Annotated in this window: 15 protein-coding genes; 8 read left to right on the top strand and 7 right to left on the bottom strand. The window is 36.6% G+C overall.

Annotated elements, in window-relative coordinates:
• Positions 1-45: 45 nt before the first annotated feature.
• From ecsC to ecsA, 3 genes are read right to left on the bottom strand one after another with little or no spacing between them, the layout of a single operon-like run.
• Positions 46-753, bottom strand: coding sequence for an ecs operon protein EcsC (ecsC, locus tag NST14_RS05785; protein ID WP_000634130.1), 708 nt, complete (start codon positions 751-753; stop codon positions 46-48).
• 13 nt (positions 754-766) lie between these two features.
• On the bottom strand, positions 767-1,978 hold the full coding sequence (gene ecsB, locus NST14_RS05780) for an ABC transporter permease EcsB (RefSeq protein ID WP_214328665.1): 1,212 nt from the start codon (positions 1,976-1,978) through the stop codon (positions 767-769).
• Complete coding sequence (gene ecsA, locus NST14_RS05775) at positions 1,971-2,714, bottom strand: ABC transporter ATP-binding protein EcsA (RefSeq protein ID WP_001292602.1); 744 nt, start codon at positions 2,712-2,714, stop codon at positions 1,971-1,973. Before ecsA ends, ecsB begins: the two co-directional genes overlap by 8 nt.
• A gap of 558 nt (positions 2,715-3,272) precedes the next feature.
• Here ecsA and NST14_RS05770 point away from each other — a divergent pair.
• The 3 genes from NST14_RS05770 to NST14_RS05760 all read left to right on the top strand — a co-directional run bounded on the left by NST14_RS05770 (position 3,273) and on the right by NST14_RS05760 (position 5,104).
• Complete coding sequence (locus tag NST14_RS05770) at positions 3,273-3,707, top strand: HIT family protein (RefSeq protein WP_001016840.1); 435 nt, start codon at positions 3,273-3,275, stop codon at positions 3,705-3,707.
• Positions 3,708-3,885: 178 nt separating this feature from the next.
• On the top strand, positions 3,886-4,248 hold the full coding sequence (locus NST14_RS05765) for a YtxH domain-containing protein (RefSeq protein ID WP_000030300.1): 363 nt from the start codon (positions 3,886-3,888) through the stop codon (positions 4,246-4,248).
• 298 nt (positions 4,249-4,546) lie between these two features.
• Entirely contained in the window at positions 4,547-5,104 is a 558-nt protein-coding gene (locus NST14_RS05760) for an HTH-type transcriptional regulator Hpr (protein WP_000834918.1), read from the top strand.
• Between the two features lie 5 nt (positions 5,105-5,109).
• Here NST14_RS05760 and NST14_RS05755 read toward each other — a convergent pair whose 3' ends face one another.
• Positions 5,110-5,445 (bottom strand): DUF1878 family protein, encoded by a 336-nt coding sequence (locus NST14_RS05755; protein WP_000383662.1) that lies wholly within the window; start codon positions 5,443-5,445, stop codon positions 5,110-5,112.
• Positions 5,446-5,563: 118 nt separating this feature from the next.
• Between NST14_RS05755 and NST14_RS05750 the strand changes: the two genes are divergently transcribed.
• From NST14_RS05750 to NST14_RS05730, 4 genes are all read left to right on the top strand, one after another.
• A complete protein-coding gene (locus NST14_RS05750) occupies positions 5,564-5,758 on the top strand; it encodes a hypothetical protein (RefSeq protein ID WP_000172692.1) in 195 nt (64 codons plus the stop codon).
• A gap of 425 nt (positions 5,759-6,183) precedes the next feature.
• Complete coding sequence (gene prsA / locus NST14_RS05740) at positions 6,184-7,047, top strand: peptidylprolyl isomerase PrsA (RefSeq protein ID WP_000710072.1); 864 nt, start codon at positions 6,184-6,186, stop codon at positions 7,045-7,047.
• Between the two features lie 457 nt (positions 7,048-7,504).
• Positions 7,505-9,835, top strand: a complete 2,331-nt coding sequence (gene helD, locus NST14_RS05735) for an RNA polymerase recycling motor HelD (protein ID WP_229142902.1) — start codon at positions 7,505-7,507, stop codon at positions 9,833-9,835.
• Positions 9,836-9,922: 87 nt separating this feature from the next.
• Positions 9,923-10,486: a hypothetical protein gene (locus NST14_RS05730; RefSeq protein ID WP_229142901.1), complete on the top strand. Its 564-nt coding sequence runs from the start codon at positions 9,923-9,925 to the stop codon at positions 10,484-10,486.
• A 173-nt stretch (positions 10,487-10,659) separates the two neighbouring features.
• Here the strand turns inward: NST14_RS05730 and NST14_RS05725 are convergent, their stop codons facing one another.
• The 3 genes from NST14_RS05725 to NST14_RS05715 all read right to left on the bottom strand — a co-directional run bounded on the left by NST14_RS05725 (position 10,660) and on the right by NST14_RS05715 (position 14,052).
• Complete coding sequence (locus NST14_RS05725; protein WP_001097156.1) at positions 10,660-12,108, bottom strand: MDR family MFS transporter; 1,449 nt, start codon at positions 12,106-12,108, stop codon at positions 10,660-10,662.
• A 25-nt stretch (positions 12,109-12,133) separates the two neighbouring features.
• Positions 12,134-13,525 (bottom strand): MFS transporter, encoded by a 1,392-nt coding sequence (locus NST14_RS05720; RefSeq protein ID WP_000227533.1) that lies wholly within the window; start codon positions 13,523-13,525, stop codon positions 12,134-12,136.
• 161 nt (positions 13,526-13,686) lie between these two features.
• The gene (locus tag NST14_RS05715; RefSeq protein ID WP_000156912.1) at positions 13,687-14,052 is read right to left on the bottom strand and encodes a DoxX family protein; all 366 of its coding nucleotides are present in this window, start codon (positions 14,050-14,052) and stop codon (positions 13,687-13,689) included.
• A gap of 281 nt (positions 14,053-14,333) precedes the next feature.
• Between NST14_RS05715 and NST14_RS05710 the strand changes: the two genes are divergently transcribed.
• Positions 14,334-14,819, top strand: coding sequence for a MarR family winged helix-turn-helix transcriptional regulator (locus NST14_RS05710; RefSeq protein ID WP_000841457.1), 486 nt, complete (start codon positions 14,334-14,336; stop codon positions 14,817-14,819).
• Positions 14,820-14,857 lie beyond the last annotated feature (38 nt).

The following is a 14,857-nucleotide window of genomic DNA, read 5'->3' as shown; positions in this document are numbered from 1 at the left end:
AAAAATAAAAAGCATCCTAAATCACAATTTTAGGATGCTTTCTTGTTAATCCTTATTCAACAATCGCATACGATAACAATTCATCGTTACTTCTCCAAGTCTTTGCAGTAATTGATAGTTCGCATATGCGCCGACTGGGGCACCGATTATCGGTACGAGCTGAAGCATTTTCGCTAAATCGATATAGTCTCGGTACTCTGTTTGGAACTTTTCCCAGTCCATATGATTTTCTTCTTCTGTATCCCACGTTTCGATGGCTTTCCATATTTCTTTTCGGTGTTCATCACTTGAAAAGGCAAGTTGGAAAACGTGAAGGATAAAAAGGCGCTCTTCTTTATCGCTCGTATCAAATCCGTACAATGTTGCTGCATCGAATAAAAATTTAATTTTAATGCCGAGCAACAGCGGAAAGTCAGCAAGGCCAAGGAGAATACCGCCTGCTCCCGTCCCCGCTCCTTCTGCCGCTGCTATTTTTTTGTACTCATCCATTTTTTTACGTACTTCATCATCTCGTCTTTGCAACGACCAGTTCGTCTCTTTTAATTTCGGCTTTATAAAGTTTGATCCGGCACTAATTGTTTGCACCATCATCCGAATCGTTTCTGTTAATACTTTTTGCACTTTCGCCGGAATAAGCTGCTGTACTTTCGTCTGCACTTTCTTTGAGAAGCGTGTCATCATAGAAGAATCTTTCATGAATGTAGCTTTCCACTGCTCCAGTTCTTTTATAACCTTTTCTTCATATGTAATCATAGGTTCATTCCCTTCAATTTAAACGCTCAATACGTTTTGCCCCGTATTGATAAACGAAACCGATACTAAATACTATGCTTAGGACTAGTAAAATTCCTGTCATCATGAAATCTTTCGTAGCAAGTGCAAATATGATTGTAAATACAACGCTGCCAATAATGAGAATTGCATTTAATAAAGTAAGAAAATCTTTCTTCTTCTCTTCTCCGCCTACTGGGTACAAATCAAGCCAAATTTTCATGCGGTGATGTTTCCATAAAGTTAATAGCTGATAACCGATTAAGTATAGGAAGATAAGGCTTACGATAAATCGTCCATATAAAAACGGAATGAAGTAAAGAATAACTCCGCCAAGAGCGAGCAGGCGCACATATAAGCCAAAATAATTACCAGATCTTAAGAACGTTCTCGTATATAAGTATAAATAGGTACGCTTTTCACCGATCATCGAAAGAATGAAATCAAGCCATTTTCTACGTGCTACTCTCTCTTTTAATGCTGGTACATCAACGAACATATTCGCGATGCGGTACAGCAGCATCATCTTCTTACCTTCTTCAGAAATTAAATACTCCCAGTTTAGTGGTTTCCCCTTCACGATTTGATACATAATCGCAAGGTATAACACCATGAGAAGGACGATTCCAGCAATAAAGATAACGGAAGTACGTTCTACAAGGAAATACACAAATAAGGCGTTTAAAATAAATCGAATGAACCAATCGGCTCTTTGTATATTTTGATCTGTTAAAAATGACTTTTCCCACGCTACGAATAAATTCCATGCTTTTACAATGATAAACGCGATTACAACCCATATGTAAGCCGCTCCTGTTTGCTTCATTTGCTGGAAATATAACGGAGCAAGCGCTGCCGCTACAATTGCGATTATGTATAACTGAATCATAAACGTAAAAAGAAACGCCTTTGTAAAATATGGTTTTAACTTTTCTTCCACTGGCAGTAAATAAACGAGATCCGCTTCTTTTAATAACGTTTGAATGGATCCGGCCGTTAATACGAATCCAAGTAACACTGCCATAACGAGCGCAGTCGGAAACGAAGGTGTTAACGTTTGTAACCATTGCTGGTAATAATACGCTCCTGCGCCGATGATGAATACGAAAATAAATTTTAAATGATCATTAAATACGTATTTACTATATGTACGAACTTCTTGTAAAAAGTAACGAAATCGTTCTTTCCATAACGCTGTGCTATTCATAATCTTCTTCCTTCGTTAATGCAATATAAATATCATCTAACGTTGCACCTGGCATATGAAACTGTGATTGCAGCTCAGATAATGTTCCCTTTGCTCTTACTTCGCCTTGATGCAAAATTATGAACGAATCACAATAACGCTCTGCCGTCGCTAAAATATGTGTACTCATTAAAATACCTGCACCACTCTTTTTCATTTGGTCCATCATTTGAAGGAGTGATTGGATTGCTAACGGATCAAGCCCAACGAACGGTTCGTCCACAATGTAAAGAGATGGCTCTACTAAAAACGCACTCATAATCATTACTTTTTGTTTCATCCCTTTTGAGAAATGAGACGGAAACCATTTCAAACGATTTTTCATACGGAATTCTTGTAATAATTGTCCTACACGTTCTTCATATTGTTTTTCATCAACACCGTAAGCCATCGCTGTTAACTTCAAATGTTCTTCTAGCGTTAGCTCATCATATAATACTGGTGTTTCTGGGATGAACGAAAAACTAGAACGGTACGCTGTCATATCATCACGAATTGTTTTCCCATTAATCGTGACAGTTCCTTTTTTCGGTTCCATTAAACCGATAATATGTTTAATCGTCGTACTTTTACCTGCTCCATTTAAACCGATTAAGCCGACAAGTTCACCTTTATTCACAGAGAACGAAACATCTTTTAATACAGGTCGTTTCGTATATCCTCCTGTAACATTTTCTACACGCAATAACTCGCTCATACGACACCACTTTCTTCATTTATATTCGTTCTATATTCATCTTACCAAAAATTACGCTGTACTACATAGTATCGATGCATTCAAAAAAATTTAAATTTGTTCGCATATATTTTCCCGAAAGCGGACATCATAATTAAGGAAGAAGGAACACATTGAAAAAGCGACCACCAATTGATGAGTACAACAACATAGTGAAGTCATCATGAAATGGGGTGTCCAAGTTGGACAAAGGAATTTACACATAACCAGATTATTTGTTTTATTTTCGAAACGGGGTGTCTCCGAAAGAGCATATACTGTTTTAAAAAGTAAACAATTTCATTTAAAAAGATTGCAATTCATTTCACTTGAAAATGGGGTGTCTACGGCAGAAACTTTAGCCGATTTACCGTGCATTTCTTAAAATAAATGAGGTGTCTGCGAAACGTAAATTACAATAATGCTTTTTCAATCCATCTTCAGAAAACAGGAAGCTGAGTCAGCTTCCTGTTTTTCGTGTTTGTTCTCTTATGTAATTATGGTAAAATACGGCTAAGGATATTTGAAAGGATGAGATCAATGAATCATACAGCGGATAATTGTATTTTTTGCAAAATCATTGACGGGCAAATCCCTTGCTCAAAAGTATACGAAGATGAACATGTGCTTGCATTTTTAGATATTAGTCAAGTGACAAAAGGACATACTCTTGTTATTCCGAAAGTTCACAAACAAGACATTTTTGCGTTAACGCCAGAAATCGCATCACACATTTTTTCTGTCGTTCCAAAAATCGCAAATGCGATTAAAGCAGAGTTTAATCCAGTTGGCTTTAACCTACTTAACAACAACGGTGAAAAAGCTGGACAAACTGTGTTCCACTTCCACCTTCATTTAATTCCACGCTACGGTGAAAACGATGGTTTCGGTGCTGTTTGGAAATCACATCAAAATGAATACACAATGGAAAATTTACAAAACATCGCAAGTACAATTGCAAATAGCGTGAAATAGTGACACTATAATAAGTAGTCATACATAACAAGCCACTTTCCTAAAGTGATTAAATATGGCACGGCTTGTTTCTCCACTTAAGATGCCAGGGACTGCACACTTTCCTTTCCCTCGTCTTAAAGATATGCATATTTTTTCACATCATGAATACGAACAAAAAATAAGGAGGTCTCCTTTTATGTCAAAAGCTAAATCCTTTATTACCGGTGTCATTTGCGGCGGAGCAGTTGCTGGACTAGCTGTTCTTTTCTCAACTCCTTCTTCTGGCAAAGACATGCGCGGCAAGTTAAAAGAAAAAGGAAATGATATTAAAAAGACTTTAGCTGATATTACAGCTGATACAAAATTATTAAAACGTCAAATCGTTGAAACTGCTTCAGAAGGTAAAGAAGTGTTCCAAGAATTAAAAGACGATATGCACGATACACTTTCTAACTGGAAGCAAGATATTTCTCAAAACAAACGACATATTGAGAAAGAGATTTTGGACATTCAAAAATCAATTGAGAAACTACAAGAAGCTGTTCCGGAAAAAGCGTAAACAAATTCCTGCTTAGTTTTTTGCATATAACAAATATTTTTTATATAAATTGACCTTAACACGGCATATCACATAGATATGCCGTGTTTTTATGCATTTACAATATATGTTATCACTTAACATGTATGGACAACACATGTATTCATGACTCATAAACCGCTTCCATAGTTATGCATGATTTGTATAGAATGTCATTTTTTTAAAAAATTTTCACAATTCTCACAAAAAGACTTTATTAATTTTTATTTTACTGGCATAATAGATAGTAATGAAAAAGAATGTTAAAGTGGGTGAGTATATGAAAAGTGGAGAAAAAGATTACTCGGTAAAAGAAGCGATGATTTTCAGCCAACGCATTGCTCAATTATCGAAAGCGTTATGGAAATGTGTAGAGAAAGATTGGCAGATGTGGATTAAACCTTATGATTTAAACATTAATGAGCATCATATTTTAACAATCGCTTATCATTTAAAAGGGGCTTCTATTTCTGAGATTGCTAAGTTTGGAGTTATGCACGTATCAACGGCGTTTAACTTCTCGAAAAAGTTGGAAGAACGCGGCTATCTTGTATTCTCGAAAAAAGAAGATGATAAACGAAATACGTACATCGAAATTACAGACAAAGGGGAAGAATTACTACTTCGCTTAATGGAGGAGTATGACCCTGAAAATAATTCAGTGTTTAATGGGGCTCTTGCACTTCGTAATTTTTATGGGAAGTTCCCAGAAAACATCGAACTGATTGCTATCTTGCGTAACATTTACGGACAAGACTTCATCGATATTTTTGAGAAATCATTAGAAGATATTGAAGAGAACTTTACAGAATCCGATCAGAAGTTAGTTAAGAAGTAATCTATTTATTTTTTCGCAATCATGCTTAAGAATTCATTCATAAGCGGTTTGAATAAACCTTGTTTTGCTAGCGCTTCCGCAGTTTCGTGTACTTCGAGCTGATGTGGAAGCGCTTTTTCAAATTGATCTAACAGCGCATCGAACAAAAGAAGGCCTTCTGCTTTCTCCGCTACATATTGTTCGTTCAGTTTTTCACAAAGATTTAGTATACGTTCAACATCTTTTTTACGAGCTTTTTTCTTTATGATCAAAGAATAAAATGGACACTTTTCTTCATCAATCATTTTAAATAGTAGGTCTACGTAGTATTCAGCTTGTTCTAATCTTCTAACAACGTCCATTTTCTCCCTCACTTTCTAACACAAAGTCTTCTATTTCTGAATTTTATAACACGAACAAAATATCGTATGATACAATATATAAAGTATATGTATTTTAGCCAAAAGGAGGTCTCGCCTCATGACACTTATAACAGTTGTTTTTGTCGCATTCGCACTTCTTGTTATATTTTACACGAATTTCATGACACATACACTGTGTGAACGAAAACAAATATCTGCGAGCCGCCAACCCGGTGTCTTTCGGGTTATTAATGTATGTATAACAATTTTATTAATTTCTAGTTATATAGAAATTATATTTCATGGAAAGTGAGGAAGGAAAGCCCCTTCCTCACTTTTTTCCTCTATAAGCAAATTATACCTACTATAACCAATAAAATAAACAGTACAAGTAATAAAATAAGTTGAGAATTCATCCCCATCCCCTCCTCTTTTCTGTATATGCGGCATACGCCCAATATGGCACACCTTCAAAATCTGACACGTACTGGTTAATTTTTCTTTATCAATATGAAAACACGTCGAAATATGATATATTAAATTTTGTACATATTGCTTATACTATGAAATAAATGACACGCATCTTAACTTTATCCTTAAGCCACGGTAAGCCCTGTTAAGCGCGCTTTACCAACATAAAAAGCAAAAGTATCAGTGAGACTTAACCGGGCTCTGATGAACTAAAATTCATTGGTATAGGATAAATTAAAAATACATAATAGTAGGAGTGTTTATCGAATGAAGAAAGCTATGCTTGCCTTAGCCGCAACAAGTGTAATCGCATTATCAGCATGTGGAACATCATCATCAGACAAAATCGTTACATCTAAAGCTGGTGACATTACAAAAGAAGAATTCTACGAGCAAATGAAGACACAAGCTGGTAAACAAGTACTAAATAACATGGTTATGGAAAAAGTACTTATTAAAAACTACAAAGTTGAAGACAAAGAAGTAGACAAAAAGTTCGATGAAATGAAAAAACAATACGGTGATCAATTCGATACACTATTAAAACAACAAGGTATTAAAGAAGAAACGTTAAAAACTGGTGTGCGTGCTCAATTAGCGCAAGAAAAAGCTATCGAGAAAACAATCACTGATAAAGAATTGAAAGATAATTACAAGCCTGAAATTAAAGCAAGCCACATTCTTGTAAAAGATGAAGCAACTGCTAAAAAGGTTAAAGAAGAACTTGGACAAGGTAAATCTTTCGAAGAGTTAGCAAAACAATACTCTGAAGATACTGGTTCAAAAGAAAAAGGTGGCGACTTAGGATTCTTCGGACCTGGCAAAATGGTTAAAGAATTCGAAGAGGCTGCTTATAAGCTGAAAAAAGATGAAGTAAGCGAACCTGTGAAATCACAATTCGGTTACCACATCATTAAAGTAACAGACATTAAAGAGCCAGAAAAATCATTCGAACAATCTAAAGCTGACATCAAAAAAGAAATCGTTCAGAAGAAATCACAAGACGGCGAATTCATGAACGATCTTATGATGAAAGAAATCAAAAAAGCTGACGTAAAAGTTGATGATAAAGATTTAAAAGATCTTTTCGAAGAGAAAAAAGCTGACGCTAAAAAAGACGAAAAGAAATAATGAAATAAAAAGCTTGGGCTTAGGTCCGAGCTTTTTTTATACCCTCTTCTCTCGGTAGTTATGTCCGATTCGGTAAATGAAATTATATAGTTGGTCCTTCGAATAAATTATATCGGCGATTTTTTAAATATATCGACCACAACTCCAATTATATCGGCGATTTTCGAGATATATCGGCGCAATTCCAAATATATCAGCGATTTTCAAAATATATCGACTTACCGACAAAAAACGACAACAAGCGTGACTCCCTCTATAAACACAAAAAAACCTTGATCCACGTATCATGGAACCAAGGTTTATCTTATTATCATTGATTAAATTAAAAAACTATGTTAAATTAGTACAGAAACACGTTTTCAGAAATACAAAGAACGTATTTATCCGTATCTTAATTGTACACCAAAACACATCTTCAGTCAACCTCTATTTTTCACTTTTAAAGGAGTGCTATCGTATGAACAAAAAACTTGATCAAGAGCAAAAACGATTGGATACCGTAATCGAAACGATTGCGAAACAAATTGATAAGCTGGAAAACGAAACTGGCAGACGCCGAGCAGAAGTAATCAATATTCGTAAACATTTCTGGGATGACGTGAAAGTGAATACTGATACTTTTGATGATTATCTTGAAACAGTTATCAACTTAAGACAACAAGCTCAGTCACTAGCTGTCACACAAATTACTCATAAGCACACCTTTAATCGACTTGCCGCACTAAAACGCATGCATAAATCACCTTATTTTGGACGAATTGATTTTAAAGAAGAAGGAGAATCTGCTGCGGAGCAAATTTATATCGGTGTAGCCACGCTTACTGATGCAAGCGGAGAAAATTTTCTTATATATGACTGGCGCGCACCCATTTCAAGTGTGTACTACGATTATCCACCAGGACCGGCTGAATACAGTACACCAGGAGGCGTAATTCACGGTAATGTGGAGAAAAAATTACAATACATTATTCAAAATGGCGAGATTGATTCTATGTTCGATACGAGCCTTACAATTGGCGATGAAATCTTGCAACAAGCGCTCGGAAAAGGTACGAACAAACATATGCAAAGTATCGTCGCTACGATTCAGCGCGAGCAAAATGAAATTATTCGTCACGATGAAGGCCGACTCCTTATCGTGCAAGGAGCTGCTGGTAGCGGTAAAACATCAGCTGCGCTGCAACGAATCGCCTACTTACTATATAAATATCGCGAATGGCTAAAAGCGGATCAAATTATTCTCTTCTCCCCTAACTCTATGTTCAATAGCTACGTATCTAACGTACTACCTGAACTCGGCGAAGAAAATATGCAGCAAGTGACATTCCAAGAATATTTAAATCATAGACTAAGTAAGTCATTTGATGTGGAAGATCCTTATGAACAATTAGAATATATGTTAACTGAAACGAATAACCCTATCTATAAAACGAGAAATGCGAGCATTCGATTTAAAGCATCTACTCAATTTTTCGAGATGATTCGAGCGTACAGACAATCTCTTGAATCTTCAGGCATGCTATTTAGAGGAATGAAATTTAGAGGAAAGCTAATTGTCTCTGCGAAAGAAATTACAGAGCAGTTTTACAATACCGATTCCTCCCTCCGCTTCCATAGCCGTATTGAGAAGTTAACGGATTGGCTAAATAAGCAAATAGATGTACTTGAAAAAGCAGAACTGAAAAAGCCTTGGGTAGAAGAAGAAATTGAACTACTGAGTAAAGATGAATATCAAAAGGCTTATAAATATTTACAGAAAAAAGGTGAGTTTGACGACAACTCCTTTAACGATTTTGAGAAAGAAGCGAAAGTACTTGGACGTATGATTGTCCGTAAAAAATTGAAACCACTTCGCAAAGGTGTTCAAACATTGCGTTTCATCAATTTCACAGGCATATATAAACAGCTATTCACAGATGCATCATGGGTTACGGGAGAAAAGCCGAAAGACTGGGATGACATTTGTTCTTTAACGATGAACATGCTCGATGAAGGAAAATTATATTACGAGGATGCAACTCCATTTTTACTTTTGAAAGAGTTAATTGAAGGCTTCCAAACGAACCGATCAATTAAACACGTACTCGTAGACGAAGCGCAAGATTATTCACCATTTCAGTTCGAGTTTTTAAAACGTCTCTTCCCTGCTGCAAGAATGACTGTACTCGGAGACTTTAACCAAGCGATATTTGCCCATGCAAGTGAAACAGTGAATTTCAATACGCTCACTAGCTTATACGGACCGGATGAAACAAACGGCATTAACTTAACTCGTAGCTATCGCTCAACAAAACCAATTATTGAATTCACACGTGCTCTCGTACCAGAAGGAAAGAACATTCACGCCTTTGAACGTGACGGCGAGAAACCTACAGTGACGAAAGTATCAAATGACAGCGAACTGCACGAACATATTACTGTTAAAGTTGCTGAACTGCAAAAAGAGCAGCACAATACGATCGCAATTATATGTAAATCTGCAGCCGAAAGTGTAGCTGCTTACGAAGCGCTTAATCATATCGAGAATATTAAACTCGTGAAGAGTAACTCAGCCGAGTATGAGCAAGGCATCGTCGTGATCCCAGCTTACTTAGCGAAAGGTATCGAATTTGATGCTGTTATTATTTACAATACTTCTAAAGATGTATACAGCGATGAGAGCGTTCGTAGACTATTCTACACTGCTTGTACGCGCGCGATGCACGAATTGCAACTTTATAGCGTTGGCGAGGTTAGTCCGTTTATTGTTGAGGCTGATTCGGAGAGTTTTGAACTTATTACACCTTGATAACAATCAAGGTGTTTCTTTTTTGTGCAGGATTTACAACTTTAAAGTAGAATATATCAGTTTAGAAAAAAGTTAAGGAGCGAAAAGATGAACCATTATTTTATTGCTATTTATGACGGTGAGTTTCCTACCGAGAAATTACATACCATTTTACAATCTAATCCCACTTTTACTGATCTAAACGTCCGCACCCTTTCAATCTCATCACCAAGACCTTTCACATTATTAGTTGACGAAGAACACGATGCACTTACAATTGAACTTACAGACAAATACCACTTATTAACGAAAGAGTTGCAAACACTTGAGCAGCAAGAAAAGTACTACTATGTATACGATTATAAAATTAGAAAGACCATCGAGAATCCTACCCAAAAATGCTTTCCATTCGCACAAATCAATATAAGTGTTACGAAATTCCATCAGATGATTCAAAAAGTAAAACACTTAAAACGACCTGTATTTGCAGGTTATAACATCATTTCTCATGATGCAGACATACTTACGATTGATATACTTCTTTCTTCACCTTTATTGGATCCTAACACTTCTGAAAAAAATACGACAGAACATGCTTATTTACAACAATTAGCTGAATCCATTTCTCGTTCTGAATTGTGTACTTCTATTAAAGCGAGTTCACTTATTTAAACATAAAATGAAACTTTATCGCTAAGTTAGAGCTGTTCCATTATAAGTTTAAAAAGGTGTGGTGTGCTATCCGACAAATACTATTTTAATAAGAAGGAACCAAAATCAAATTAATATGTAGGAACAAAATAATAAAGAGGGTTGCCCTCGGCATACCCTCTTTACTTCGACCCTTAACTTTCTGAGGTCTGCGAGCGTTTTATAAATAAAGCTACAACAACTGCAAGTAGTGCCAAACCAAAGCCAATCGTAAATGCGTTATGCACGCCTGAAACCATTGCTTCTGTCAATTGAGCTGGGTCAGTTGGATTTGAAGATGCATCCAAATATTTCTTTTGTCCGGAAGTCATAACACTAATAAAGAACGCAACTCCTACCGCACCCGCTACTTGCGATAGAGTATTCAAAATAGCTGTTCCGTGAGGATAAAATCGCTTCGGAAGTTGGTTCAAACCGTTCGTTTGCGCCGGCATCATGATCATTGAAATAGATATCATCATAGTGACGTGTAATAGGATGAAAGTTATTTTAGACGTATCTGCCGTTACTTGTGTAAAGAACCACATCACACCTGCTAATAATAGCGTACCAGGAATAATAAGCGCTCTTGGACCAAATTTATCAAAAAGCTTCCCTGAAACTGGAGAAAGCAGACCATTCAACAGGCTACCTGGAAGCATGATAAGACCGGTTGCATAGACAGTTAAGCCTAAAGCACCTTGGAATAGAAATGGTAATAAAGTCATTGTCGAGAACATCGTCATCATCATGATCGTCAATAAAATTGTCGTGAGCGTAAACATCGGATACTTAAATGCACTAAGGTCTAGTAATGGCTCTTTCAATTTCAATTGACGCAATACGAAGAATAGAATTGCTACAAGACCAATTAGGATTATGCCATATACTTGGAAACTACCCCAACCTTCACCTGAGCTACTAAATCCATAAACAATTCCGCCAAATCCAATTGTAGATAAAAGAATAGATAATACATCCACCTTTGGTTTAGTAGGCTCAGAGACATTTTTCAAATAAATAAATGCAAAAACAATAGAAAAAATCGCGAATGGAAGAACGAAATAAAATAGCCATCTCCAATTCAATGTTTCCAAAATGAGCCCTGAAAGTGTCGGCCCAATGGCAGGGGCAAACATGATTACAAGCCCAATACTCCCCATTGCCGCTCCTCTCTTTTCAGGAGGATATAGAAGGAGAATCGTATTCATTAATACGGGCATTATTAATCCCGTACCTGCTGCTTGTAACAAGCGACCCATTAATAGTATAGAAAATCCAGGCGCAATCGCACTTACAAGTGTACCGAAAGTAAAGATTACCATAGCACCTATGAATACTTGTCTTGTTGTAAACCATTGTACTAATAAAGCAGAAGCTGGAATGAGTACAGCAACTACAAGCATGTACCCTGTTGAAAGCCATTGAAGAGTCGACGCTGTTACATTCAACTCAACCATTAATTGTGGAAAAGCAACGTTCAATAATGTTTCATTCAAAATGGTGAAAAACGCTCCAATGATCATTGATATTAAAATTGGGAGTCTTTTCACATTGTCAAACTCCTTTGACTGCGAAGAAACAGGTGCAGTTTGAGTATTCATACATAAACCCTCCTTGTATTTTCTTTTATAAGTTTTTACTACCTTTGCTAGTCATATTTAACGTAGAAACGCCCATACCAAATTGAAAACGGTAGAGCACAACTACAAGTAAGATCAACAATGACATCACGCCGAAGATATTACTATACATATTTGCAGCTTCATTTGCAACAAAAGGATTTAGCTTTAGTGAAGTCGATCCTTTATCAAGCAATTTCCCTACTACACTCATAGCCATCGCGCCAGATATGAAATTAATCATCGACAGTAATCCCATTCCCACACCTGTCTCTTCCTTTGACAGTGTTTGTGAAATCGTATTAGACATTGAAATCTGCATAAAGGTCTGTCCTACATTTCCGAAAATTAAAATCAATGCTATGACAAAAGCCGAGACCCCAATGAAAGTAGATAATAATGAGAAAGCAAGGAATATGAATACTGAGGCAATAAAAACGAGTGCAAAATTGCCCCGAGTATCAGCTAACCTTCCTCCCTTTCTTCCCATAATTGCCGAGGCAATTGCAGCTGGAACTAAAACAAAACCAATATTCGAAGGAGTCAATCCATTTACTGCTGATAGAAATTGCGGCGTCATGAATGTCATACTAAAGCTCATCGCTGTCGTCATAAAAGCAAGGAGTAACCCAATCGAAAAGTTTTTATTTTTAAACAAAGTCGGTTTTATAAACGGCTCTGTAGCTTTTCTAATCCGCAAAATGAAGAATGCCAACATGACAAATCCTCCAAGGAATAACAACACTTGCATCTGCGTAATAGCAAGCAAGAAGAACGCGACCGATACAGCTAATAGACCTCCGCCAAGAATATCAATACTACCCGCCTTTCCTTTTGCATTGTCTAAATACTTTCTAAAGAAAGGTAGCGTTAGAAGCGGTAGTAATGAAAGAACAAACATGAGTCTCCAGCTTCCAAAACTCGTAATTAATCCAGCGGCAACGGGCCCTAAAGCATTCCCAAGCGCTAAACCAACTGCTGAAGTTCCAAGCGCACGCCCCCTTTTCTCTGGCGCAAAGTATCTAACCGGAATAATCATTGCTGTCGCAGGAAGAACAGAAGCTCCCGCTGCCTGAATGACACGGCCTAAAATGATAACCCAATACTCAGTAGCAAGTAGACCAAGCAAGGAACCTAGAGCGAAAATAAGTAGTCCATACGTTAACAAATCCTTTAACCGATATTTATCCGCCAGTTTTCCCATTACGATGGAACCAACAGCATAAACAACCATATAACTCGTCATAATCCAGCTAACCTCTGAAGGAACAAGGTTGAATTCTTTACCGATTTCAGGAAGAGCTACATTAAACATCGTACCGTTCATAACCGAAAATATTAGCGTAACTACTAAAACTGCTAGTAATTTATCCGCATTTTGTGATGAATGATCTACCATCGTGTAGACCTCCTTTCCTCTTTCCCATAATCTATATAGATTTAAATGAGTATCAACATAATGAATATCCTCACTATTTTATTATAACGAGGATATCATTTTTATCGTACGTGCCCAATTTCTACCTCTATTCAACCAAATCTACTAAACTACAATTTATTTTACAGAAGTTCTGTTACTGCTGAAAAATGAACGACCGCAAGAACTAGTGCTAAAATCATAAGCACGGCTGCTGGCATGATTTTTCCAATTGGATCTTTAACACGCATATGTGACAATACAGCTCCTAACATAATACAAGCAATCCATAATGCTGCTAAAACTAATACGATCTCATTCCAGAAACCAAAAATTAGTCCAACCACGCCTGCTAAAGCGATCCAACCTGTCGCAATTCTAAACCATTGAGGTAAACCTAAATGAGCGAAAGCCTCTACTTGCATTTTTGCTCCCGCAATTTTACTCACACTCGAAAAGAAAAATGCAAAAATTAATAAACATTGAAGTACTAATGCTACAATAGTCATGTACAATCCTCCATTATATATTTTTTAAGGGTATTGCTATTAAATGCTGAAACGATTTGAAATTCCTTACATAAATCCACCTCTCTCTATTATCGTTTTCTATAGATCCCCGCATCAGTTATAATAGTAATTATCCCGCTATTACACATTATGAGTACGCGATATAATGAGGTTACTCACTAATTGTTTATAATATAGAGAGGATACTCACTAATAATATACAATATATTTATGAAACGTGCAAAAATGAACTACAAAATAATGAGGAGGTCATCCCATTCATGAAATCAAATAATCCAGCCGCAATAGATATCATCCATATTTTAATGCAATCGTCCAACTATGTTCAAAGAGAATTTCAATCTCAATTGTCAGCCCTTGACACACCTTATCATCTAACAGGTCCTAGGTTACGCGTTCTATCCACCGTTTCTGAAAATGGTCCCATTCGAATGAATGAATTAGCTGCTAAATTAGGCGTCAAAGCACGTACAGTTACCGATTTTGTCGATGCACTCGAACAAGACAAGCTCCTAGTTCGTATACCAGATCCAACTGATCGCCGAGCTACATTAATTCAACTTACTGAACGCGCGCATTCCAATATGGAGCAGGCGCTCGCGTTCCAAGACAAGGTCGCAAACGATATTTTACAAAACCTCACATTAGAACAACGCGAACAGTTTTTTGAACTTCTATTACTATTAATAAAAGATAAGCAAATTCCAGATTCATGCGGAGAAGTTGAGAACGGAAAAACTTGTTAAGTGTGTAAATAAAACCACCTACACCCTAAAAAATATAG

Origin of the sequence: Bacillus sp. FSL W8-0519, from assembly GCF_038005585.1 — a bacterium.
Taxonomy (GTDB): Bacteria; Bacillota; Bacilli; order Bacillales; family Bacillaceae_G; genus Bacillus_A; species Bacillus_A paranthracis.
Note: the sequence above shows the minus strand (reverse complement) of the source record. Positions and strands in the feature narration are given on the sequence as shown.

Bases quoted from the DNA above. Each gene is read 5' to 3' on its own strand.
- ecsC (WP_000634130.1), bottom strand. From the start codon at position 753: ATGATTACATATGAAGAAAAGGTTATAAAAGAACTGGAGCAGTGGAAA.
- ecsB (WP_214328665.1), bottom strand. From the start codon at position 1,978: ATGAATAGCACAGCGTTATGGAAAGAACGATTTCGTTACTTTTTACAA.
- ecsA (WP_001292602.1), bottom strand. From the start codon at position 2,714: ATGAGCGAGTTATTGCGTGTAGAAAATGTTACAGGAGGATATACGAAA.
- NST14_RS05770 (WP_001016840.1), top strand. From the start codon at position 3,273: ATGAATCATACAGCGGATAATTGTATTTTTTGCAAAATCATTGACGGG.
- NST14_RS05765 (WP_000030300.1), top strand. From the start codon at position 3,886: ATGTCAAAAGCTAAATCCTTTATTACCGGTGTCATTTGCGGCGGAGCA.
- NST14_RS05760 (WP_000834918.1), top strand. From the start codon at position 4,547: ATGAAAAGTGGAGAAAAAGATTACTCGGTAAAAGAAGCGATGATTTTC.
- NST14_RS05755 (WP_000383662.1), bottom strand. From the start codon at position 5,445: ATGGACGTTGTTAGAAGATTAGAACAAGCTGAATACTACGTAGACCTA.
- NST14_RS05750 (WP_000172692.1), top strand. From the start codon at position 5,564: ATGACACTTATAACAGTTGTTTTTGTCGCATTCGCACTTCTTGTTATA.
- prsA (WP_000710072.1), top strand. From the start codon at position 6,184: ATGAAGAAAGCTATGCTTGCCTTAGCCGCAACAAGTGTAATCGCATTA.
- helD (WP_229142902.1), top strand. From the start codon at position 7,505: ATGAACAAAAAACTTGATCAAGAGCAAAAACGATTGGATACCGTAATC.
- NST14_RS05730 (WP_229142901.1), top strand. From the start codon at position 9,923: ATGAACCATTATTTTATTGCTATTTATGACGGTGAGTTTCCTACCGAG.
- NST14_RS05725 (WP_001097156.1), bottom strand. From the start codon at position 12,108: ATGAATACTCAAACTGCACCTGTTTCTTCGCAGTCAAAGGAGTTTGAC.
- NST14_RS05720 (WP_000227533.1), bottom strand. From the start codon at position 13,525: ATGGTAGATCATTCATCACAAAATGCGGATAAATTACTAGCAGTTTTA.
- NST14_RS05715 (WP_000156912.1), bottom strand. From the start codon at position 14,052: ATGACTATTGTAGCATTAGTACTTCAATGTTTATTAATTTTTGCATTT.
- NST14_RS05710 (WP_000841457.1), top strand. From the start codon at position 14,334: ATGAAATCAAATAATCCAGCCGCAATAGATATCATCCATATTTTAATG.